The organism is Candidatus Pantoea persica, from assembly GCF_013753875.1.
GTDB classification, from domain to species: domain Bacteria; phylum Pseudomonadota; class Gammaproteobacteria; order Enterobacterales; family Enterobacteriaceae; genus Pantoea; species Pantoea persica.
Map to the genome: position 1 here is coordinate 221,309 of NZ_SMDS01000016.1, position 20,474 is coordinate 241,782.

18 protein-coding genes and 4 pseudogenes are annotated in these 20,474 nt (G+C 58.0%); 13 read left to right on the plus strand and 9 right to left on the minus strand.

The features are described from left to right. The first annotated feature begins 352 nt into the window (after positions 1–352). The 6 genes from cyoA (at position 353) to EIO60_RS06140 (ending at position 6,619) form a co-directional block, all read left to right on the plus strand. The gene (cyoA, locus tag EIO60_RS06115; RefSeq protein ID WP_258576193.1) at positions 353–1,279 is read left to right on the plus strand and encodes a cytochrome o ubiquinol oxidase subunit II; all 927 of its coding nucleotides are present in this window, start codon (positions 353–355) and stop codon (positions 1,277–1,279) included. Between the two features lie 4 nt (positions 1,280–1,283). Continuing rightward, a complete protein-coding gene (gene cyoB / locus EIO60_RS06120; RefSeq protein WP_258576194.1) occupies positions 1,284–3,266 on the plus strand; it encodes a cytochrome o ubiquinol oxidase subunit I in 1,983 nt (660 codons plus the stop codon). Next, positions 3,266–3,886, plus strand: a complete 621-nt coding sequence (locus EIO60_RS06125; protein ID WP_258576195.1) for a cytochrome o ubiquinol oxidase subunit III — start codon at positions 3,266–3,268, stop codon at positions 3,884–3,886. The genes cyoB and EIO60_RS06125 overlap by 1 nt, the downstream gene beginning before the upstream one ends. Further along, positions 3,886–4,215, plus strand: a complete 330-nt coding sequence (locus EIO60_RS06130) for a cytochrome o ubiquinol oxidase subunit IV (RefSeq protein WP_258576196.1) — start codon at positions 3,886–3,888, stop codon at positions 4,213–4,215. The genes EIO60_RS06125 and EIO60_RS06130 overlap by 1 nt, the downstream gene beginning before the upstream one ends. Positions 4,216–4,231: 16 nt before the next feature. After that, positions 4,232–5,119, plus strand: coding sequence for a heme o synthase (gene cyoE / locus EIO60_RS06135; RefSeq protein ID WP_258576197.1), 888 nt, complete (start codon positions 4,232–4,234; stop codon positions 5,117–5,119). A gap of 135 nt (positions 5,120–5,254) precedes the next feature. After that, entirely contained in the window at positions 5,255–6,619 is a 1,365-nt protein-coding gene (locus EIO60_RS06140) for an MFS transporter (protein ID WP_258576198.1), read from the plus strand. Positions 6,620–6,695: 76 nt separating this feature from the next. Here the strand turns inward: EIO60_RS06140 and adhP are convergent. Then, positions 6,696–7,722, minus strand: a pseudogene (gene adhP, locus EIO60_RS06145) (alcohol dehydrogenase AdhP). Between the two features lie 141 nt (positions 7,723–7,863). Further along, entirely contained in the window at positions 7,864–8,355 is a 492-nt protein-coding gene (locus tag EIO60_RS06150; RefSeq protein ID WP_258576303.1) for a YajQ family cyclic di-GMP-binding protein, read from the minus strand. Positions 8,356–8,487: 132 nt separating this feature from the next. On the opposite strand from EIO60_RS06150, the gene panE reads away from it, so the two are divergent. After that, the gene (panE, locus tag EIO60_RS06155) at positions 8,488–9,408 is read left to right on the plus strand and encodes a 2-dehydropantoate 2-reductase (RefSeq protein WP_258576199.1); all 921 of its coding nucleotides are present in this window, start codon (positions 8,488–8,490) and stop codon (positions 9,406–9,408) included. Beyond that, positions 9,362–9,809, plus strand: a pseudogene (locus tag EIO60_RS06160) (DJ-1/PfpI family protein). Before panE ends, EIO60_RS06160 begins: the two are co-directional and overlap by 47 nt. Before the next feature lie 50 nt (positions 9,810–9,859). Here EIO60_RS06160 and thiI read toward each other — a convergent pair. Beyond that, the gene (gene thiI / locus EIO60_RS06165; protein ID WP_258576304.1) at positions 9,860–11,308 is read right to left on the minus strand and encodes a tRNA uracil 4-sulfurtransferase ThiI; all 1,449 of its coding nucleotides are present in this window, start codon (positions 11,306–11,308) and stop codon (positions 9,860–9,862) included. A gap of 238 nt (positions 11,309–11,546) precedes the next feature. Between thiI and xseB the strand changes: the two genes are divergently transcribed. From xseB to EIO60_RS06185, 4 genes and pseudogenes are all read left to right on the plus strand, one after another. Then, the gene (gene xseB, locus EIO60_RS06170; RefSeq protein ID WP_258576200.1) at positions 11,547–11,789 is read left to right on the plus strand and encodes an exodeoxyribonuclease VII small subunit; all 243 of its coding nucleotides are present in this window, start codon (positions 11,547–11,549) and stop codon (positions 11,787–11,789) included. Then, positions 11,789–12,688, plus strand: coding sequence for a (2E,6E)-farnesyl diphosphate synthase (gene ispA, locus EIO60_RS06175; RefSeq protein WP_258576201.1), 900 nt, complete (start codon positions 11,789–11,791; stop codon positions 12,686–12,688). The genes xseB and ispA overlap by 1 nt, the downstream gene beginning before the upstream one ends. 19 nt (positions 12,689–12,707) lie before the next feature. Continuing rightward, positions 12,708–14,573 (plus strand): 1-deoxy-D-xylulose-5-phosphate synthase, encoded by a 1,866-nt coding sequence (gene dxs / locus EIO60_RS06180; protein ID WP_258576202.1) that lies wholly within the window; start codon positions 12,708–12,710, stop codon positions 14,571–14,573. 80 nt (positions 14,574–14,653) lie between these two features. Beyond that, positions 14,654–15,627: pseudogene (locus EIO60_RS06185) on the plus strand (aldo/keto reductase). A 225-nt stretch (positions 15,628–15,852) separates the two neighbouring features. Here EIO60_RS06185 and pgpA read toward each other — a convergent pair. The 6 genes from pgpA to nrdR all read right to left on the minus strand — a co-directional run bounded on the left by pgpA (position 15,853) and on the right by nrdR (position 19,927). Beyond that, a complete protein-coding gene (pgpA, locus tag EIO60_RS06190) occupies positions 15,853–16,350 on the minus strand; it encodes a phosphatidylglycerophosphatase A (protein ID WP_258576203.1) in 498 nt (165 codons plus the stop codon). Further along, on the minus strand, positions 16,337–17,314 hold the full coding sequence (gene thiL, locus EIO60_RS06195; protein WP_258576204.1) for a thiamine-phosphate kinase: 978 nt from the start codon (positions 17,312–17,314) through the stop codon (positions 16,337–16,339). The genes pgpA and thiL overlap by 14 nt, the downstream gene beginning before the upstream one ends. A gap of 50 nt (positions 17,315–17,364) precedes the next feature. After that, positions 17,365–17,784, minus strand: a complete 420-nt coding sequence (nusB, locus tag EIO60_RS06200) for a transcription antitermination factor NusB (protein WP_258576205.1) — start codon at positions 17,782–17,784, stop codon at positions 17,365–17,367. A gap of 19 nt (positions 17,785–17,803) precedes the next feature. Further along, positions 17,804–18,274 (minus strand): 6,7-dimethyl-8-ribityllumazine synthase, encoded by a 471-nt coding sequence (gene ribH, locus EIO60_RS06205; protein WP_258576206.1) that lies wholly within the window; start codon positions 18,272–18,274, stop codon positions 17,804–17,806. A 97-nt stretch (positions 18,275–18,371) separates the two neighbouring features. Continuing rightward, positions 18,372–19,475: a bifunctional diaminohydroxyphosphoribosylaminopyrimidine deaminase/5-amino-6-(5-phosphoribosylamino)uracil reductase RibD gene (ribD, locus tag EIO60_RS06210; RefSeq protein WP_258576207.1), complete on the minus strand. Its 1,104-nt coding sequence runs from the start codon at positions 19,473–19,475 to the stop codon at positions 18,372–18,374. A gap of 2 nt (positions 19,476–19,477) precedes the next feature. Then, positions 19,478–19,927, minus strand: coding sequence for a transcriptional regulator NrdR (gene nrdR, locus EIO60_RS06215; protein ID WP_258576208.1), 450 nt, complete (start codon positions 19,925–19,927; stop codon positions 19,478–19,480). A gap of 168 nt (positions 19,928–20,095) precedes the next feature. Between nrdR and lysM the strand changes: the two are divergent. Beyond that, positions 20,096–20,471: pseudogene (gene lysM, locus EIO60_RS06220) on the plus strand (peptidoglycan-binding protein LysM). Positions 20,472–20,474 lie beyond the last annotated feature (3 nt).

A 20,474-nucleotide genomic window follows, 5' to 3' on the forward strand; every position in this document is an offset into this window, starting at 1 on the left:
CGAGGCAAAAAATTAGCAGACGCTGGAATATATTAAAAACCGGTGAGCAATTATTTTGTATAAATTTTATCACACAAATGATGCAGGTTTGTTAAATGATTGATCACAAAAAGTAAGGGTTATTCTATCCCTGATTCCTTTAAGGATACTTTCATTAGTTTTTGTTATAGTTAGTGCCAACTGCTTGTCGCAGCTAATAATTTGTCACCCAAAGCAACATCTGTGACACCATGAGCAAAAGGTGTCAACACGCTACTGACACATCTTTATGCTGGTTTACACTACATAAACCTTCCCGTAAAATGCGCGCACACTTAAACGACAATAAGCCCTTTGTCATTGAGGTCGTTAAATGAGACTCAGGAAATACAATAAAAGTTTGGGGATTTTGTCATTAATTGCAGGCACTTTGTTAATGAGTGGCTGCGATAATGCGTTGTTAAATCCCAAGGGACAGATTGCACTTGAGCAACGTTCGTTGATTCTGACAGCCTTCGGCTTGATGTTGATCGTCGTTATTCCGGCAATCTTGATGGCAGTGGTGTTTGCATGGAAGTATCGTGCATCCAACACTGAAGCGAAGTACAGCCCTAACTGGTCGCACTCTAACAAAGTGGAAGCCGTGGTCTGGACCATTCCGATCCTGATCATTCTCTTCCTCGGCGTGCTGACATGGAAATCGACCCACGCGCTGGAGCCGAGCAAACCGCTGGCCTCTAACGTGAAACCGGTTGAGATCCAGGTAGTGGCGCTGGACTGGAAATGGTTGTTTATCTATCCGGAACAGGGTATCGCGACCGTTAACCAGATCGCTTTCCCGGCTAACACGCCGGTGAGCTTCAAAATTACCTCCAACTCCGTGATGAACTCCTTCTTTATTCCGACGCTCGGCAGCCAGATCTACGCCATGGCGGGCATGCAGACCCAACTGCACCTGCTCGCCAATGAGCCAGGAACGTTCGACGGTATCTCCTCGAACTTCAGTGGTCGCGGTTTCTCTGGTATGAAGTTCAAAGCCATTGCAACCAAGGACGATGCGGAATTCCAGCAGTGGGTCGCCAAAGTTAAGGCGGCGCCTAACACGCTGACCACAATGGAAGATTTCGAGAAAGTGGCGGTGCCAAGCGAAAATCATCCGGTAGAATATTTCTCTTCAGCGAATCCTGAACTGTTTAAGCAAGTCATCGCTAAGTTCATGACTAGCCACGGGAAGATGGACATGTCGCAGCACGAAGGCATGGACATGAGTCATACCGCTTCCGCGGGAGCCGAGGAATAATACGATGTTCGGAAAATTAACACTGGATGCAGTGCCGTACCATGAGCCAATTATCATGGTTACGATTGCCGGGATCATCATTGGTGGTCTGGCAATCATCGCTACCCTCACCTACTTTGGTAAATGGCAGTATCTTTGGTCTGAATGGCTCACCTCTGTCGACCATAAAAAACTGGGTATCATGTACGTCATCATGGCGTTTGTGATGCTGCTGCGCGGCTTTGCCGACGCCATCATGATGCGTAGTCAGCAGATGCTGGCTTCGGCTGGCGAAGCCGGCTTCCTGCCACCGCACCACTACGACCAGATCTTTACCGCGCACGGCGTGATTATGATCTTCTTCGTAGCGATGCCTTTCGTGGTTGGTCTGATGAACATCGCGGTGCCGCTGCAAATCGGCGCGCGCGACGTTGCTTTCCCGTTCCTGAACAACCTTAGCTTCTGGTTTACCGCGGTCGGCGTGATCCTGGTTAACCTGTCTCTGGGCGTGGGCGAGTTCGCACAAACCGGCTGGCTGGCCTATCCGCCGCTGTCGGGCGCGCAGTACAGTCCTGGCGTTGGAGTCGATTACTGGATTTGGGCGCTTCAGCTCTCCGGTATCGGGACCACGCTGACCGGCATCAACTTCTTCGTGACAATTCTGAAGATGCGTGCACCGGGCATGGACCTGTTCAAAATGCCGGTATTTACCTGGACCGCGCTCTGCACCAACGTCTTGATCATTGCTGCATTCCCGGTTCTGACCGTGACCCTGGCGCTGTTGACGCTCGATCGTTACCTTGGCTTCCATTTCTTTACCAATGATATGGGCGGTAACATGATGATGTACGTCAACCTGATCTGGGTCTGGGGTCACCCGGAAGTGTACATACTGGTTCTGCCGGTGTTTGGTGTCTTCGCTGAAGTTACTGCCACTTTCTCGAAAAAGCGTCTGTTTGGCTATACCTCTCTGGTATGGGCGACCATTGCCATTACCGTTCTGTCGTTTATCGTCTGGCTGCACCACTTCTTCACCATGGGTGCGGGCGCGAACGTAAACGCCTTCTTCGGTATTATGACGATGATCATCGCGATTCCGACTGGTGTGAAAATCTTTAACTGGCTGTTCACCATGTATCAGGGTCGCATCGTGATGCACTCTGCCATGCTGTGGACCGTTGGCTTCCTGGTCACCTTCTCTATCGGTGGTATGACCGGGGTGCTGCTGGCCGTGCCAGGCGCGGACTTTGTTCTGCACAACAGTCTGTTCCTGATCGCGCACTTCCATAACGTGATTATCGGTGGTGTGGTGTTCGGCTGTATGGCGGGTGTGACCTACTGGTTCCCGAAAGCCATGGGCTTTACCCTGAACGAAACCTGGGGCAAACGTGCCTTCTGGTTCTGGATCATCGGCTTTTTCGTTGCCTTTATGCCGCTGTACGTACTGGGCTTTATGGGCATGACCCGTCGTCTGAGCCAGGACATCGATCCGCAGTTCCACTCTCTGCTCGTGATTGCGGCTGTCGGTGCGGCGTTAATCGCCTGCGGTATCCTTTGTCAGCTGATTATGTTCTACGTCTCTGTACGCGACCGTCATCAGAACCGCGACCTGACCGGTGACCCATGGGGTGCCCGTACGCTGGAGTGGGCGACATCTTCTCCGCCGCCGCTCTATAACTTTGCTACTATCCCGCACGTTCACGAGCGTGACGCGTTCTGGGAAATAAAGGAAAAAGGCGAAGCTTATCAGCAGCCGGCAAAATATGAAGAGATTCACATGCCGAAAAACAGCGGTGCCGCACTTATTATTTGTGCCTTCGCTACGGTGTTTGGCTTCGCAATGATTTGGCATATCTGGTGGCTAGCTGGTCTCTCCTTCTTGGGCATGATTGTGACGTGGATTGTGAAAAGCTTCGACGAAGACGTGGACTACTACGTTCCAGTCAAAGAGATTGAGCAGATCGAAAAACAGCACTTTGACGAAATCAGCGAAGCAGGTCTGAAATAATGTCAACTGAATCCATGATTAAACATCACCACCACGACGCCCATGCGGAGCATGGGCATCACGATGCGGGAGCCAATAAGGTCTTTGGCTTCTGGATCTACCTGATGAGTGACTGCATTATCTTCGCAACCCTGTTTGCGACCTATGCAGTGATGGTCAACAGCACTGCCGTTGGTCCGACAGGCAAAGACATCTTCGAACTGCCGTTCGTGCTGGGCGAAACAGCGCTGCTGCTGCTGAGCTCCATCACCTACGGTATGGCGGTTATTGCCATGAACCATGACAAGAAAAGCTCGGTGCTTAGCTGGCTGGCGCTGACTTTCCTGTTTGGTCTTGGCTTTATCTGCATGGAGATCTATGAGTTCCATCACCTGATCGAAGAAGGCTTCGGCCCGAATCGCAGCGGCTTCCTGTCAGGCTTCTTTACGCTGGTAGGCACCCACGGTCTGCACGTAACCTGCGGCCTGATCTGGATAGCGGTGCTGATGTTCCAGATTGCCAAGCGTGGACTCACGTCGACTAACCATACCCGTATCCTCTGCCTGAGCCTGTTCTGGCACTTCCTGGACGTGGTATGGATCTGCGTATTTACCATTGTCTATCTGATGGGGGTCATGTAATGAGTCATTCAGCTAACAGAAATGTTGTTCCGCACAGCAGCGTGAAGTCCTACATGATCGGCTTCATCTTCTCTGTCATCCTGACCGGTATTCCGTTCTGGATAGTCATGAGTGGCGTGTCATCCCAGGGTATGACGCTGGGCGTTGTCGTTGCCTGCGCAGTGAGTCAGGTCGTTGTTCACCTGATCTACTTTCTGCATCTGGACACCAAGTCGGAAGGCGGCTGGAACATAATCGCTATCGTCTTCTCCGCACTTATCATTCTGATTGTCGTAGTTGGATCGCTGTGGATTATGTGGAACCTTAACTACAACATGATGGTCCGCTAAAGAGCCGCTCGTAATAATGATTAAGCAATACCTGCAAGTAACAAAACCAGGAATTATTTTCGGGAATTTAATTTCTGTGATTGGCGGGTTCCTGCTGGCGTCTAAAGGCAGCATCGACTTCGCCCTGTTTTTCGTCTCGCTGATCGGCGTGTCGCTGGTCGTCGCCTCGGGTTGTGTATTCAACAACGTGATCGACCGCGATATTGACGTGAAGATGGAGAGGACTAGGAATAGAGTGCTGGTTAAAGGCCTCATCTCTGCAAAAGTAAGCCTGATTTATGCTACCGTGCTGGGTATTACTGGCTTTGCGTTGCTCTACTTTGGCGCCAACCCGCTGGCCATGTGGCTGGCGGTCATGGGCTTCGTGGTTTACGTCGGCGTTTACAGCCTCTACATGAAGCGTCACTCGGTCTACGGGACGCTGATTGGCAGCCTGTCAGGCGCGGCGCCACCGGTGATCGGCTACTGCGCCGTCACCAACGAGTTCAACGCGGGCGCGCTGATCCTGCTGGCGATCTTTAGCCTGTGGCAGATGCCGCACTCTTACGCGATCGCCATCTTCCGCTTTAAAGATTACCAAGCGGCCAACATTCCGGTTCTGCCGGTGGTGAAAGGCATCTCCGTGGCGAAAAATCATATTACGCTCTATATCCTGGCGTTTATGATCGCTACGCTGATGCTGACGCTGGGTGGCTACGCGGGCTACAAATATCTCGTGGTGGCCGCTGCCGTCAGCATATGGTGGCTGGGTATGGCGTTGTCAGGTTACAAGACCTCAAACGATCGCGTTTGGGCTCGTAAGCTGTTCGTCTTCTCGATCTTCGCTATCACCACGCTGAGCGTGATGATGTCCGTAGACTTTATGGCGCCAGCCTCTAAAGATCTACTGACCTACGTGTGGTAACGCCGCACGACACAAGCAAACAAGGGGCGCGATTTCGCGCCCTTTCTTTTTGTTACTACTGCTTAAACACTATTATTTTACCCGCCCTACCCTGCTCCCTAAAATTAAGTGCGACAAACTTACAGAGAGGTTGAAATGAACGACAATAAAATGACGTCGGTGGAGCTTCGCGCTACATGGGGTTTGGGGACGGTCTTTTCCCTGCGCATGCTGGGAATGTTTATGGTTCTGCCGGTATTGACCACTTACGGCATGGCTCTTCAGGATGCAAGTGAAACGCTTATTGGCCTAGCGATCGGTATCTATGGACTGGCGCAGGCGATCTTTCAGATTCCCTTTGGGCTGATGTCCGACCGCATCGGCCGCAAACAGCTTATCGTCGGCGGCCTGCTGCTGTTTGTGCTGGGCAGTATTATCGCCGCCACCACCAGCTCTATCTGGGGCATTATTCTGGGCCGCGCCCTGCAGGGTTCCGGCGCGATCGCCGCCGCAGTCATGGCGCTGCTCTCCGACCTTACCCGCGAGCAGAACCGCACCAAGGCGATGGCCTTTATCGGCATCAGCTTCGGCGTCACCTTCGCCATTGCGATGGTGATCGGCCCAATCGTCACCCACGCTCTCGGCCTGCATGCGCTGTTCTGGATGATAGCCATCCTCGCCTCGCTGGGCATCTTGATTACGCTGCTGGTGGTGACGGATGCGTCCGGCCACGTGCTTAACCGCGAGTCCGGCATAGTGAAGGGCAGCTTTCGCAAGGTACTGGGCAACTCGCGCCTGATCAAGCTCAACGTCGGCATTCTTTGTCTGCATATTCTGCTGATGTCCAGCTTCGTCGTCCTACCCGGCCAGTTTGAGCTGGCGGGCCTGCCCGCCGCCGAGCACTGGAAAATCTATCTGATCACTATGCTGATCGCCTTCGTCGGCGTAGTGCCATTTATTATTTATGCAGAAGTAAAGCGACGCATAAAGCGCGTCTTCGTTGCCTGCGTCTGCCTGATTGTTGTGGCGGAAATTGTGCTATGGGGCGCGGAAGGCCACTTCTGGACGCTGGTCGTCGGCGTGCAGCTCTTCTTTTTCGCCTTTAACCTGATGGAAGCGATTTTACCTTCGCTGGTGAGCAAGGAGTCGCCAGCCGGCTACAAAGGCACTGCGATGGGCCTCTACTCTACCAGCCAGTTTATCGGCGTAGCGATGGGCGGCAGCCTTGGCGGCTGGGTGTTCGGCCATTTCGATGCGCAGACCGTGTTTCTGGTCGGCGCTATCGTCGCTGCCATCTGGATGTTTGTCGCCATGACCATACAGGAGCCGCCCTACGTCAGCAGCCTGCGCATTGTGCTGAGCGATAACGCGCTGGCGCTGCCGAACCTAGCGCAGCGCCTACAGGCCCAGCCGGGCGTCACCTCGGTGCTGATTGTGCCGGAAGAGAAAAGCGCCTATATCAAGATCGACAGCAAGGTCACCAGCCGTCCCGAGCTGGAGGCGCTTCTGGCCAGCAGCTAGCCGCTCTCTATTTCTTTCTGACGGCAGTTTACCCCGATAAAAAAAACCGGCCAGCGCTGGTTTTTTACTTCTGGCGTCAGAGCGCCATATCGATCACCACGCGCCCCTCGATTTTACCGGTGAGCATCCGGGCGAAATATATCGTTGATATTGCTGAGCGGCTCGGTTGTGATGGTGGCCTTCACCTTATGCTGTCCGGCAAAATCGAGCGCCTCCTGAAGATCTTTGCGCGTGCCGACGATGGAGCCGCACACGGTAATGCCGTCCAACACCATGTCGAAGATAGATAGGTCGAATTTACCTGGCGGCAGGCCGTTGAGCACCATGGTGCCGCCGCGCCGCAGCGCGCCGATCTGCCTGTTCGAAGGCCTGGGGCGACACGGCGGTCACCAGCGCGCCGTGCGCGCCGCCGAAGCGCGTGTGGCAAGCCTGCGCCGGATCCTCTTTACGCGCGTTAATTGTTACGTTGGCGCCGAGATGCTGCGCAAACGCCAGCTTATCGTCGTCGATATCCACCGCCGCGACGTTGAGCCCCATGGCGACTGCATACTGCACCGCCATATGCCCCAGTCAGCCAATGCCGGAAATCATTACCCAGTCGCCCGGGTTGGTATCCGTCATCTTGAGTCCCTTGTACACGGTGACCCCGGCGCAGAGAATGGGCGCGACTTCGGCGTAGGCCAGGTTGTCCGGCAGACGGCCAATGTAATTGGCATCGGCGAGGCAGTATTCGGCAAAGCTGCCGTTTACCGAGTAGCCCGCGTTCTGCTGGCTCAGGCAGAGCGTCTCCCAGCTGTCGAGACAGTGTTCGCAGTGGCCGCACCCGAATAGAGCCAGGAAATGCCGACGCGATCCCCCACGTGGAGATGGGTGACGTTCGGCCCCACCTCCACCACCTCGCTAGCCCCCTCGTGACCGGGAATAAAAGGCGGCGTCGGTTTTACCGGCCAGTCGCCGTGGGCGGCGTGCAGATCGGTGTGGCATACGCCGCTCGCGACGATTTTCACCAGGATCTGTCCCGCACCGACTTCCGGCACCGGCACCTGCTCAATCACCAAGGGTTCGCCAAAGGCTTTTACTACTGCGGCTTTCATCGTTTTCATGACGTTCTCTCCAGTAGACAGGCTCCTGAAGGAATTTGCGCGACTTTGGCAGAGGTCGTGTTGATATAAAACAGGATTGGGCAAAAAGCGTGCGGAATGGGGATCGCGCGCGCCGCATAGGGCGCCGCGCGCGACGAGGGGTTAATCGCGGAAGTTTTTGAACTGGAACGGCTGGCCAAGGTTGCCGCCGCGCACTAGCACCATCGCGCCCTGCAGGTCGTCGCGCGACTTGCCGGTTACGCGCAGCGAATCGCCCTGAATCTGCGTCTGCACCTTCAGCTTGCTGTCTTTGATCAGCTTAACAATTTTTTTCGCCACTTCGGTTTCAATGCCTTTTTTCATTTTGACATCGACGCTCCAGTTTTTGCCGCTGTGCTCGATCTCCTCCGGGATATTCAGCGCGGCACCCTCTATGCCGCGCTTGATCAGCTTCTCGCGCAGCATATCCACCAGCTGCTTCACCTGAAAGTCAGATTCGCTGGTCACTTTGATGGTTTCATTCTTCTCGTTGAGCTCGAAACTGGCGCTCACGTTGCGAAAATCGAAGCGGATTGTTAATTCACGGTTAGCATTTTCGACCGCGTTGCGGACTTCCTGCATGTCGATTTCTGAAACGATATCGAAAGATGGCATCTCTTCTTCTCCTGACGCTAAAGTAGCATACATAATACCGTCTTGCCGCGCTAAACAAAATCGGGCGGCGCAGAACGCTATACTTATCGCTATATAAGAGAATAAATGACAACCCCAAATACGGGAGGCAGGATGAAAATTACCGTGTTGGGTTGCGGAACCATTGGACAGCTCTGGCTTTCGGCCCTTTCACGCCAGGGCCACGAGGTACAGGGATGGCTGCGGGTGCCGCAGCCCTACTGCTCCGTCAACGTCATTGATTACCAGGGCAAGGTCAGCAATAACACCTTTATCGCCAACGATCCGCTCTTTCTGGCCAGCAGCCAGCTGCTGCTGGTGACGCTCAAGGCGCCGCAGGTCTCGCCTGCGGTTCGCAACCTGCAGAGCGTGCTGGCGGACGACTGCCCCATTCTGCTGCTGCACAATGGTATGGGCACGCTGGAGGAGCTGAAAGGCCTCTGCCAGCCACTGCTGCGTGGTATTACCACCCACGCGGCGATGCGCGACGGCACAGTGATCAAGCACGTCGCCAGCGGCATCACCCATATCGGGCCGGCCAACCGCAAAAGCGCCGCCTGGAGCGATCTTGCCGACGTGCTGCACGCCGCGCTACCCGACGTCGCCTGGCATGACAATATCGGCGCCGCCTGCTGGCGCAAACTGGCGGTGAACTGCGTTATCAATCCGCTCACCGTGGAGCATGACTGTACGAACGGCGCGCTGCGCGCCTGGCCCGAACAGATCGACCAGCTGTGCCAAGAGCTGAGCTGGGTGATGGCGCGCGAAAGCCAGCACATCACCGCCGACGGGCTGAAAGATATCGTGTATGACGTGATTGATACCACGGCGGAGAACAGCTCATCCATGCGGCAAGACGTGCAGGCGCAGCGGCTGACCGAGATCGATTACATCACCGGCTTTCTGCTGCGGCGCGCGCGCGCGCAGGGCATCGCGGTGCCGGAAAACACCCGTTTGTATGAGCTTATTAAACGCAAGGAGTCTCAGTATGACCGCGAACATCTCAGTTCTGGTTTGCCTCGCGCATGGCAGTGAAGAGACCGAAGCGGTCACCACACCATCGACGTGCTAGCGCGCGGCGCGGCCTGAAGGTAGTCGCCGCCAGCGTCGAGAGCGACGGCGCGCCAGTTTCATCTCTCTGGCCACATCGTGGCAGCGATTTGCGCCACGGCCGGCACATGTTAGTGCCGCACGATCTCTTTCCCGTCGGCAATATAACCGGCTTTCCCGGCCTGAAAGAAACCATTCCAGCGGAGAAGTGGATGGAGAGGCGCATGGTGTGGGATCCGCGCGTCAACCTGCTGACCAGTCAGGGGCTAGGCACGGCGTTCGACTTCGCGCTAAAGCTGGTTGATCTGCTCGCCAGCAAGGCGAAAGCGGCGGAGGTAGCGTCCCAGCTGGTGCTGGCGGCGGGCATTTACGATTACAGCGAGTGATCGCCGGCGGTCGGCGGCCTGTCACAGGCACCGCCGACCGCCGACGTCTGTTACGGTCGGTAGACCTTCACGTTTTTAAAGCCCTGCTCGTGCAGATAGAGCGCCTGCAGCTTGCTCATCACGCCACGGTCGCAGTAGAGCAGCCAAGTTTTGCTCTGGTCGAGATCGCCGAACTGGCTGCTGAGCTTGTAGAACGGCAGCGATTTCACCAGCGTTCCCTCCAGCGCCAGCGGCTTATCCTCCTGCTCGTCGATGGCGCGGATATCCAGCACCACGTCGTCGTGGCCGAAGGAGTCCACGGTTTCCACTTCCACCACTTCCTCTTCGGTCTGCTGAGCGATATCGTGGATATCGAGGTTGTTCGCCTCTTCCACCACGCGCTGCAGGATGCTGATGTTGAAGTGCGCCTCTTCCGCCTCGATCTTCGCCTTCACCGCCTTCACCGTCGGGCTTTTCGAGATCACGCCGCAATACTCCGGCATGGTGCGGGCGAAATCTTCGGTGCCGATGTCGCGCGCCACCTTGATGATGTGCTCTTTATCGTGGGAGATCAGCGGGCGCAGGATCAGAGTGTCGCTGGCGTTGTCGATCAGGCGCAGGTTGGTCAGCGTCTGGCTGGATACCTGTCCCAGCGCTTCGCCGGTCACCAGTGCCTGCACGCCGTAGCGCTCGGCGACCATCGACGCGGCGCGCACCATCATGCGCTTCAGCACCACGCCCATCTGGCCGTCGTCTACTTTCTCCAGAATCTCGCCCATCACCGGCTCGAAGTTGATCGCCACAAAACGCACGCGGTGCGAGCGGCCAAAGCGGTTCCAGAGATAGTGTGCCACCTGACGCACGCCAATTTCATGCGCGGCGCCGCCCAGGTTAAAGAAGCAGTAGTGCACGCGGCAGCCGCGGCGCAGCAGCATATAGCTAGAGACGCCAGAGTCGAAGCCGCCGGAGATCAACGACAGTACATCCTCCTGAGTGCCGATAGGAAAACCGCCCAGTCCTTCATAGCGGCCCGTCACCAGCAGCAGGCGATCGTCTTCGATTTCAAGGTGAACGGTAACGTCCGGCTTCGTCAGCTGCACCTTCGCGCTGGCGATATGCTGATTCAGCCCGCCGCCGACGTAGCGCTCTACGTCCTGCGAGCTAAACTCATGTTTGCCGCGGCGCTTAACACGCACACAGAAGCTTTTGTTTTGCAGGCTGTCGACGTACAGCGCCAGCGTCTGCTCAAAGATATTGTGGACGTCGGTATAATCGCGATCTTCTACCGACAGCACGTGATGAATACCGGGGATGCGGGTCAGTTCATCGATAATCACGCCGCGCAGCCCTTCGTCTTTCGAACGGACTTCGATGTGATCCCAGTGACGCACCACGGCGATCTCTTCGCCAACGGTTTTCAGCACATTGCGAATATTGCTGGTGAGGATTTTAATAAAGCGCAGTCGCACCGACTGACTTTTGATGGTGATTTCGGGAAATAACTTGATGATAAACTTCATGGCGACACAAATTCGTTGGGCAAATAAGTGCGAGCGCACGGCACTCAGCTGGTAAGATCACAAATATTGCGGGCTAAACTAAAGGGCGCAGCCGCATCCCCTAGACGTGAGAGTATATCATCTTTGTCCGGCGACTGCTTCTGCAACAGCAGCCACATTGATTATTTTGCTAATCAATCTCTCTCCGCTACCATGACCGATTATCCGAGAAAGTTTTACACGTGAGTCGACACTGAATATGCCGAAAAAAGCCGAACCGCCCGCTAGTTTTGAAACTTCGATGCAGCAGCTGGAGCAGATTGTCAGCCGGCTGGAAAGCGGCGAGCTGCCGCTTGAAGAGGCGCTGAATGAATTTGAGCGCGGCGTACAGCTGGCGCGCTACGGCCAGCAGACCCTGCAACAGGCTGAGCAACGCGTACGCATTCTGCTCAGCGACGACAAAGCGGCCGATCTCAGACCCTTCACGCCGGAAAATGATTAATGGATTTCGCCAATTTGCTGCGCGTTTACCCGGAACGCGTCAACGCCGCGCTGACGCGCATTCTTGCGCCGCTTCCCTTTCAGAGTTCTCCTCTGGTTAACGCCATGCGCTATGGGGCATTATTAGGCGGTAAACGTCTGCGCCCCTTTCTGATCTACGCCACCGGTGAAATGCTCGACGCGAACCCGGCAAGCCTTGATGTGCCCGCCGTCGCCGTGGAGTGCATCCACGCCTACTCTTTGATTCATGACGATCTGCCTGCGATGGATGACGATGCGTTGCGTCGCGGCCAGCCGACCTGCCATATCAAATATGGCGAAGATACCGCCATTCTGGCGGGCGATGCACTGCAAACCCTGGCGTTTTCCGTGCTGGCTGATGAGACGATGCCGGGTGTCAGCGACGCCAGCCGCATCGCGATGATCGCCGAACTGGCGCGCGCCAGCGGCGTTGCGGGCATGTGCGGCGGCCAAGCGCTGGATTTGGCCGCGGAAGGCCAGTGTGTCGGTCTGGAACAGCTGGAGCAGATCCACCGTCATAAAACCGGCGCGCTGATCCGCGCCGCCGTGCGTCTCGGCGCGCTCAGCGCGGGCGAACGCGGACGCGCCGCGCTGCCGGCGCTGGATCGCTATGCCGACGCCATCGGCCTCGCGTTTCAGGTGCAGGACGATATTCTGGACGTGGTCGGCGACAGCGCGGTCACCGGCAAACGTCAGGGCGCCGATCAGGATTTAGAGAAGAGCACCTATCCTTCATTGATGGGGCTGGATAACGCCCGCGCGAAAGCGCAGGAGCTTTACCAGGAAGCGCTGGCCGCCCTAGAAATTCTTGCGGCGAAATCTCTAGACACCACAGCCTTGCAGGCGCTGGCAAGCTTCGTAATTGAACGCGACAAGTAACTTCGAAAATGAGTCTCTGATGAGTTTTGACATTGCAAAATACTCGACACTGGCGCAGGCGAGCACCGTTGAGGAGCTACGTTCTCTCCCGAAAGAGTCGCTTCCGGCGCTGTGCGACGAACTTCGTCAATATCTTCTGGACAGCGTCAGCCGTTCCAGCGGTCATTTCGCCTCGGGGCTGGGCGTCGTCGAGCTGACCGTCGCGCTGCATTACGTCTACAACACCCCGTTCGATCATCTGGTGTGGGACGTCGGCCATCAGGCGTATCCGCATAAGATCCTGACCGGCCGCCGCGACCGCATCGGCACCATTCGCCAGAAAAACGGCCTGCATCCGTTCCCCTGGCGCGGCGAGAGCGAGTATGACGTGCTGAGCGTCGGCCACTCTTCTACCTCCATCAGCGCCGGCCTCGGCATGGCGGCAGCGGCGGAGCGCGAGGGCCTCGGCCGCCGCACCGCCTGCATTATCGGCGACGGCGCGATCACCGCCGGGATGGCGTTTGAGGCGATGAACCACGCCGGCGATATCAAGCCCGACATGCTGTTGATTCTGAACGACAATGAGATGTCGATTTCCGAAAACGTCGGCGCGCTGAACAACCGCCTGGCGCAGATCCTCTCCGGCAAAATCTACTCGCGCCTGCGCGAAGGCGGCAAGCGCGTTCTGGACGGCCTGCCGCCGATCAAAGAGCTGGTCAGGCGCACCGAAGAGCACCTGAAAGGCATGGTGGTGCCGGGCACGCTGTTTGAAGAGCTGGGCTTTAACTATATCGGCCCGGTGGATGGTCACGACGTACTGACTCTGGTCGCCACACTGAAGAACATGCGCAGCCTGAAAGGGCCGCAGTTTCTGCATATCATGACCAAAAAGGGCAAAGGCTACGCGCCGGCGGAAGAAGATCCCATCACCTGGCACGCAGTGCCGAAGTTCGATCCCGCCAGCGGCGAGCTACCGAAAAGCGCCGAAGGCATGCCCAGCTATTCGAAGATTTTCGGCAGCTGGCTGTGCGAAATGGCGCAGGATGACGCGAAGCTGATGGCGATCACGCCGGCGATGCGCGAAGGCTCCGGCATGGTGGAGTTCTCCCGCCGCTTCCCGTCGCAGTATTTCGACGTGGCGATCGCTGAGCAGCACGCGGTGACCTTCGCCGCAGGTATGGCCATCGGCGGATACAAGCCGATCGTGGCTATCTACTCCACCTTCCTGCAGCGCGCCTACGATCAGGTGATCCACGATGTGGCGATCCAGAAGCTACCGGTGCTGTTCGCCATCGACCGCGGCGGCATCGTCGGCGCCGACGGACAGACCCACCAGGGCGCGTTCGACCTCGCCTATCTGCGCTGCGTGCCGGAGATGGTAATCATGACGCCGAGCGACGAAAACGAGTGCCGCCAGATGCTCTACACCGGCTATCACTATCAGGACGGGCCGAGTGCGGTGCGCTATCCGCGCGGCAATGCGGTCGGCGTCGAGCTGACGCCGCTGCAGAGTCTGCCGCTGGGCAAAGGCGTGGTGAAGCGTCAGGGCGAGAAGCTGGCGATCCTCAACTTCGGCACGCTGCTGCCGGCGGCGGCGGAAGCGGCGGACGCGCTCAACGCCACGCTGGTGGATATGCGCTTCGTCAAGCCGCTGGATGAGGCGCTGATCGCCGAGCTAGCGCAGAGCCACACGTCGCTGGTGACACTGGAAGAAGGCGCCATCAAGGGCGGCGCGGGCAGCGGCGTCAATGAAACGGTGATGGCAAAGCGCCTGCGCGTGCCGGTGCTCAACCTGGGCCTGCCGGACGAGTTTATTCCGCAGGGAACCCAGGATGAGGTACGTCACGACTATCAGCTGGACGCGCAAGGCATCCAGCAGCAAATCCGCGACTGGCTCGCCCAGTAACCGCCCTGCCCTGCTCTCGCGACAGGACATCAGGCGCCTACTATGCTTAGCCCATTCGTTAATGCATAGCAGGAGCCGTCATGAAAACCACGCAATTAGGCAATACCGACCCTTCAGGTTTCCCGTATCTGTCTCGGCTGTATGACCTTTGGCGAGCCGGATCGCGGCAAGCACGCCTGGACGCTGCCGGAAGCGAGCAGCCGTCCGCTGATCCAGCAGGCGCTGGCGGCGGGCATCAACTTTTTCGACACGGCTAACAGCTACTCCGGCGGCAGCAGCGAAGAGATCGTCGGCCGCGCGCTGAAGACGTATGCACCCCGCGAGGAGATCGTGGTCGCCACCAAAGTCTACTTCCCGCTCAGCAATCTGTCGCAGGGGCTGTCGCGCAAAAACATCATGTAGTCAATTGACGACAGCCTGCGCCGGCTCGATATGGAGTATGTCGATCTGCTACAAATCCACCGCTGGGACTACGAGACGCCGCTGGAAGAGATGCTGGAGGCGTTGAGCGATGTGGCGCGCGCCGGCAAGGCGCGCTATATCGGCGCCTCCTCAATGTACGCCTGGCAGTTCGCGAAGGCTCTCTATACCAGCGCCAGCACAACTGGGTGCCGTTCGTCAGCATGCAGGACCAGTACAACCTGATCCAGCGCGAAGAGGAGCGCGAGATACATCCGCTCTGTCAGGCAGAGAATATTACCGTGCTGCCGTAGAGCCTGCTGGCGCGCGGCCGTCTGACGCGGCCCTGGCGAAACCACCGCGTGTACGGCCTCGGACGAGTATGGCAAAACCCTCTACAGCGCCATGGAAGAGAACGATGCGGCGATTGCGCAGCGCGTGGAGGCGCTGGCGGCGGAAAAAGGGGTCAGCCGCGCGCAGGTGGCGCTCGCCTGGCTGCTACATAAGCCCGCCGTTACCGCGCCGATTATTGGCGCATCGCGCGCCGAGCAGCCGGCGGATCTGGTGAAGGCTATTGAGGCGGAACTGAGCGCCGAGGAGGTGGCCGAGCAGGAGGGGAGTTTATCAGCCGCACCCGATGGTGGGCTTCGAGTAAGGTTCTCTTTCAGGCTGCACCATGTTGCCCAAAGCGGGTGGCATGGGCCGAAGAGCAAAGCGTCCCGCGCCAGGGGCAAAAGGCCAGGAGCGTTTTTGAACAACGTGTAGTGTTGGCCCGGTAACGGGTGCGCCTCAGGGATGAGGTGCGTATTCGCACGGGCCGCGCGAGCCTGGATGCCTTGGCGACGTTGCGATCCCCATGTGGACACGTTATAGCAGCCTGTCAGGCCGCCAGCCACACGCCCGCACCGTAAAGCAGCGCCGCCGAGATCACGCCGGCGATAATATCGTCCACCATAATCCCCATACCGCCGTGCACGTTGCGGTCGAACCAGCGAATCGGCCAAGGCTTCCACATGTCGAAAATGCGGAACACCACAAAACCGGCTAGCACCCACTGCCAGCTGTTGGTCGGGATCGCCATCAGCGTAATCCACATGCCGATAAACTCGTCCCAGACGATGCTGCCGTGATCGTGCACGCCCATATCCTTCGCCGTGCGGTGGCAGAGATAGACGCCGACGCTGATGCCCAGCAGCACGATCAGCGAGTAGAGATTCTGCGGCAGCCGCGCCATCAGCCACCAGAAGGGAATCGCCGCCAGCGATCCCATGGTGCCCGGCACGTAAGGGCTTAAGCCGCTGCCGAACCCGGTAGCCAGCAGATGCCAGGGGTTGCTCATGCACAGGCGGCTCTTCGCCACATCCTTATTTCGCGTCAAAATTATCGAATCCCTTATGGCTGAAGGTCACCGGCTTGCCGTGCTCCAGTAGCGTCAGCCCTTCTGCTTCCGGCATCAGCTGGCCGATGCAGGTAAAGGGCACGCCGAGGTGGCCCAGCGCGACGTCGAGCGCACCGCGGTTCATCTCCGGCACGGTAAAGCAGAGCTCATAATCTTCGCCGCCGCTCAGCGCCCAGCGCAGCACCTGCTCCGGCTCGAAGTGGTCGCGCAGCGCTGACGACAGCGGTAGCGCTTCTAGATTGAGCCGCGCGCCGCAGCCGCTCGCCTTGAGGATATGGCCGAGATCGGAAATCAGGCCGTCAGAGAGGTCGATTGCCGCCGAGGCGAGCGAACACAGCGCCTGACCCTGCAGGATGCGAGGCATCGGGCGCAGATGGCGCTTGATCAGTACCTCATACACCGCCGGATCGTCGATGCGGCGATGATACTGCAGCAGCGCCAGCCCCGCCGCGCTGTCGCCCAGCGTGCCGGTCACATAGATCCAGTCGCCCGGCTTCGCGCCGGAACGCTTCAGCGCGCGGCCCTGCGGCACCAGGCCGTGGATGCCGAGCGTCAGGCTCAGCGGGCCGCGCGTGGTATCGCCGCCCACTAGTTGCATATCGTAATACTCCAGCAGCTCGAACAGGCTTTCGCTGAAGGCTTTCAGCCAGCTCTCGTCGACCTCCGGCAGCGTCAGCGCCAGCGTCAGCCACGCCGGATCGGCGCCCATGGCCGCCAGATCGCTGAGGTTGACCGCCAGCGCCTTATAGCCGAGATCGGCAGGATGGATATCGCGTAAAAAGTGGACGCCCGCCACCAGCGTATCGGTGCTGATCGCCAGTGTCTGTTTCTCCGGCACGCTCAGCAGCGCGCAGTCGTCGCCGATGCCGGTGTCGACATTCCGGCAGCTGCGAGTTCTGCGATTGAAGTAGCGTGCGATGAGTTCGAATTCGCTACAGGACATAATTGCGTTCCGCTTACAGATGAAAAAAGGCCGGCAAGCTGGCCTTTTACTTATTTGCGATTGAGTCGAATTTTTGGAGTGGCTTTATCCAGCACGCCGTTGACAAACTTGTGGCTGTCTTCAGCGCCAAACACTTTGGCCAGCTCAATGCCTTCGTTAATGGCCACTTTGTAGGGCACATCATCGCGCTTGCTCAGCTCATACAGCGAAATACGCAGAATCGCTTTTTCGACCTGGCCCAGCTCTTCCAGCTGGCGCGACAGGTAAGGTTTCATCAGCCCATCCAGGTACGCGCTGTTGGTCGCCACACCGGACAGCAGTTCGCGGAAATAGGTAATGTCGACGTCTTTGACGTCTTGTTCCGCCAGAAACTGGTATTCCACATCGGCAATGTCGTTATTGGATAACTGCCAGGAGTAGAGCGCCTGGACAGCGCACTCGCGGGCGCGACGACGAGTAGCAGGTTTCACAAAATTCCCCTTACAAAAATCAGGCTTTAATGGTTTTCAATACGTTAATCATTTCGAGTGCGGTCAGGGCCGCTTCGGCGCCTTTGTTACCCGCTTTAGTACCGGCACGCTCAATAGCCTGCTCGATGTTTTCCGTGGTCAGCACACCGAAGGTAACCGGGATTTCGCTGGTCATCGCCACGTTAGCAATGCCAGAGCTCGCTTCGCCGGCCACGTACTCAAAGTGCGCAGTGCCGCCGCGAATAACGGTGCCCAGCGCCACGATGGCATCGTGCTTGCCGCTGTTGGCCAGCACGCGCGCTGCCAGCGGCAGTTCGTACGCGCCAGGCACCCAGACCACGGTGATGTTTTCATCTTTCACCTGGCCGATACGTTTCAGGGCGTCGATAGCGCCGTACAGCAGGCTGTCGTTAATGAAGTTGTTAAAACGCGCGATGACGATGGCAACATTGGCCTCAGGCGTAGCAACAGCAGCTTCGATAACTTTCATAATTATCCTTTCAGGGTTTTGTTATGGCCCCGCCCCGCAGGGGGGGGGCGGATTCTATCACACTCTTTGGCGACGTGCTCTCGCTTTTCCGCCACAATCAGCGTGGCGTCAGCGTCAGGCGCAGATCGGGGCCGACCTGACGCACGTCGCGGAATGAAAAGGCCGGCGCGTCAGCCAGCTGCTGCAGACCCGGCAGCTGGCACAGGCCGCGCGCGGCGTCGCCCAGCAGCCTCGGCGCTAGGTAGAGGATCAGCTCGTCGACCACGCCCGCCGTCAGCAGCGCGCCGGCCAGCGAGGCGCCCGCTTCGACCCAGACGCTGTTTACCTGCCGCTTGCCCAACAGCATCATCAACGCCACTAGGTCGAGCTGCGTATCACGGCGCGGCACGGCGATCTGCGCCACGCTCGCAGGCCAGGCATGCTCATCCGGAACGGCGCACATCAGCCAGGTTTCGCCCGGCTGCGCGATCAGCTTGTGCTGCGGCGTGACCCGATTCTGGCTGTCGATAATAACGCGCAGCGGCTGGCGCAGCGCGCTGGCGTCGAGCTGCGCCTGCGTCTCCGCGTCCAGCTCGTCCCAGCGCACGGTAAGCAAGGGATCGTCCGCCAGCACGGTGGCGCTACTGCTGAGAATAGCGGAACTTTGCGCCCGCAGGCGCTGCACGTCGCGACGCGCGGTGGCGGAGGTGATCCACTGGCTTTCGCCGCTCGCCATCGCGGTGCGGCCATCCAGCGACGCGCCGAGCTTGAGTTGCACAAAGGGAAAGCCGGTGCGCATGCGCTTCAGGAAGCCGCGATTCAGCGCTTCCGCCTCCGCCATCATCAGCCCGTGGCTGACCTCAATGCCCGCCTGCTGCAGCCGGTAAAGGCCGCGTCCGGCGACCTGCGGATTGGGATCCTGCATCGCCGCCACCACGCGGCTGACGCCAGCGGCGATCAGGACGTCGCAGCACGGCGGCGTGCAGCCATGATGACTGCACGGCTCCAGCGTGACGTAGGCGGTGGCGCCGCGCGCCTTCTCGCCCGCCATGCGCAGCGCGTGCACCTCGGCGTGCGGCTCGCCCGCGCGCTGGTGCCAGCCTTCGCCGACCACCTCGCCGTCGCGCACGATCACGCAGCCCACATTGGGATTCGGCGTGGTGGTAAAGCGGCCGCGGCGCGCCAGCTCGATTGCGCGCGCCATATAGCGTTCGTCGGTCATGGTTAATCCTGTAGCCTGGCAATCTCGGCGCCGAAATCGCGGATATCTTCGAAGCTGCGATAAACCGAGGCGAAGCGAATATAGGCTACCTTATCGAGCTTTTTCAGCTCATCCATTACCAGATTGCCGATCAGCTTGCTGGAGATCTCGCGCTCGCCGGTGGCGCGCAGCTGGGTTTTGATATGGTTGACCGCGCTCTCCACCGCGTCGGCGCTAACCGGACGCTTCTCCAGCGCCTTCATCATGCCGCTGCTGAGCTTGTCTTCATTGAAAGGTTCGCGCACGTCATTGCTTTTCACTACCCGCGGCATCACCAGCTCCGCCACCTCAAAGGTGGTAAAGCGCTCGTGGCACACCAGACACTGACGGCGGCGGCGCACGGAAGAGCCTTCGCTAACCAGACGGGAATCAATAACTTTGGTGTCCACAGCGGAGCAAAATGGGCAGTGCATGACCTTTCCTGACGCAAATAAATAGGCCGTACAGTGTAGCGCGAATGAGTTGTCAACAAAACGTATAAGCGTGCCTTTTGGCTACCGGCAGCAGACGTAGCGAGAAAATGTCTATGCTTAGTGGTGTCGCCAGTCGGGCGGCTGACACCATAACCATCTGGAGGATATATGGGTTTGTTTAACTTTGTGAAAGAGGCGGGCGAAAAACTGTGAGACGCAGTATCCGGCTATGACGATGCCAGCAAAAAGCTGAAAGATCACATCGACAAGCTGGGCTTACCAGACAGCGACAAAGTCAACGTGGCGGTAAACGGCGACACGGTTACCGTAAGTGGCGGCGGGCAACGTCGCAGGCATCACCAAAGTGGACGATCAGGTTAAAGTGACCGACAGTGCGCCAGAAGCGGAATTCTACACCGTGAAAAAAGGCGACACCCTGAGCGCCATCTCGAAGGCCGTCTACGGCAACCCCAACGAGTACAATAAAATCTTCGAAGCCAACAAGCCCATTCTGTCGCACCCGGATAAAATCTATCCCGGCTAGGTA

Bases quoted from the DNA above. Each gene is read 5' to 3' on its own strand.
- cyoA (WP_258576193.1), top strand. From the start codon at position 353: ATGAGACTCAGGAAATACAATAAAAGTTTGGGGATTTTGTCATTAATT.
- ribD (WP_258576207.1), bottom strand. From the start codon at position 19,475: ATGACCGACGAACGCTATATGGCGCGCGCAATCGAGCTGGCGCGCCGC.
- cyoE (WP_258576197.1), top strand. From the start codon at position 4,232: ATGATTAAGCAATACCTGCAAGTAACAAAACCAGGAATTATTTTCGGG.
- dxs (WP_258576202.1), top strand. From the start codon at position 12,708: ATGAGTTTTGACATTGCAAAATACTCGACACTGGCGCAGGCGAGCACC.
- thiI (WP_258576304.1), bottom strand. From the start codon at position 11,308: ATGAAGTTTATCATCAAGTTATTTCCCGAAATCACCATCAAAAGTCAG.
- EIO60_RS06125 (WP_258576195.1), top strand. From the start codon at position 3,266: ATGTCAACTGAATCCATGATTAAACATCACCACCACGACGCCCATGCG.
- nrdR (WP_258576208.1), bottom strand. From the start codon at position 19,927: ATGCACTGCCCATTTTGCTCCGCTGTGGACACCAAAGTTATTGATTCC.
- ribH (WP_258576206.1), bottom strand. From the start codon at position 18,274: ATGAAAGTTATCGAAGCTGCTGTTGCTACGCCTGAGGCCAATGTTGCC.
- EIO60_RS06140 (WP_258576198.1), top strand. From the start codon at position 5,255: ATGAACGACAATAAAATGACGTCGGTGGAGCTTCGCGCTACATGGGGT.
- thiL (WP_258576204.1), bottom strand. From the start codon at position 17,314: ATGTCCTGTAGCGAATTCGAACTCATCGCACGCTACTTCAATCGCAGA.
- ispA (WP_258576201.1), top strand. From the start codon at position 11,789: ATGGATTTCGCCAATTTGCTGCGCGTTTACCCGGAACGCGTCAACGCC.
- xseB (WP_258576200.1), top strand. From the start codon at position 11,547: ATGCCGAAAAAAGCCGAACCGCCCGCTAGTTTTGAAACTTCGATGCAG.
- panE (WP_258576199.1), top strand. From the start codon at position 8,488: ATGAAAATTACCGTGTTGGGTTGCGGAACCATTGGACAGCTCTGGCTT.
- cyoB (WP_258576194.1), top strand. From the start codon at position 1,284: ATGTTCGGAAAATTAACACTGGATGCAGTGCCGTACCATGAGCCAATT.
- EIO60_RS06130 (WP_258576196.1), top strand. From the start codon at position 3,886: ATGAGTCATTCAGCTAACAGAAATGTTGTTCCGCACAGCAGCGTGAAG.
- EIO60_RS06150 (WP_258576303.1), bottom strand. From the start codon at position 8,355: ATGCCATCTTTCGATATCGTTTCAGAAATCGACATGCAGGAAGTCCGC.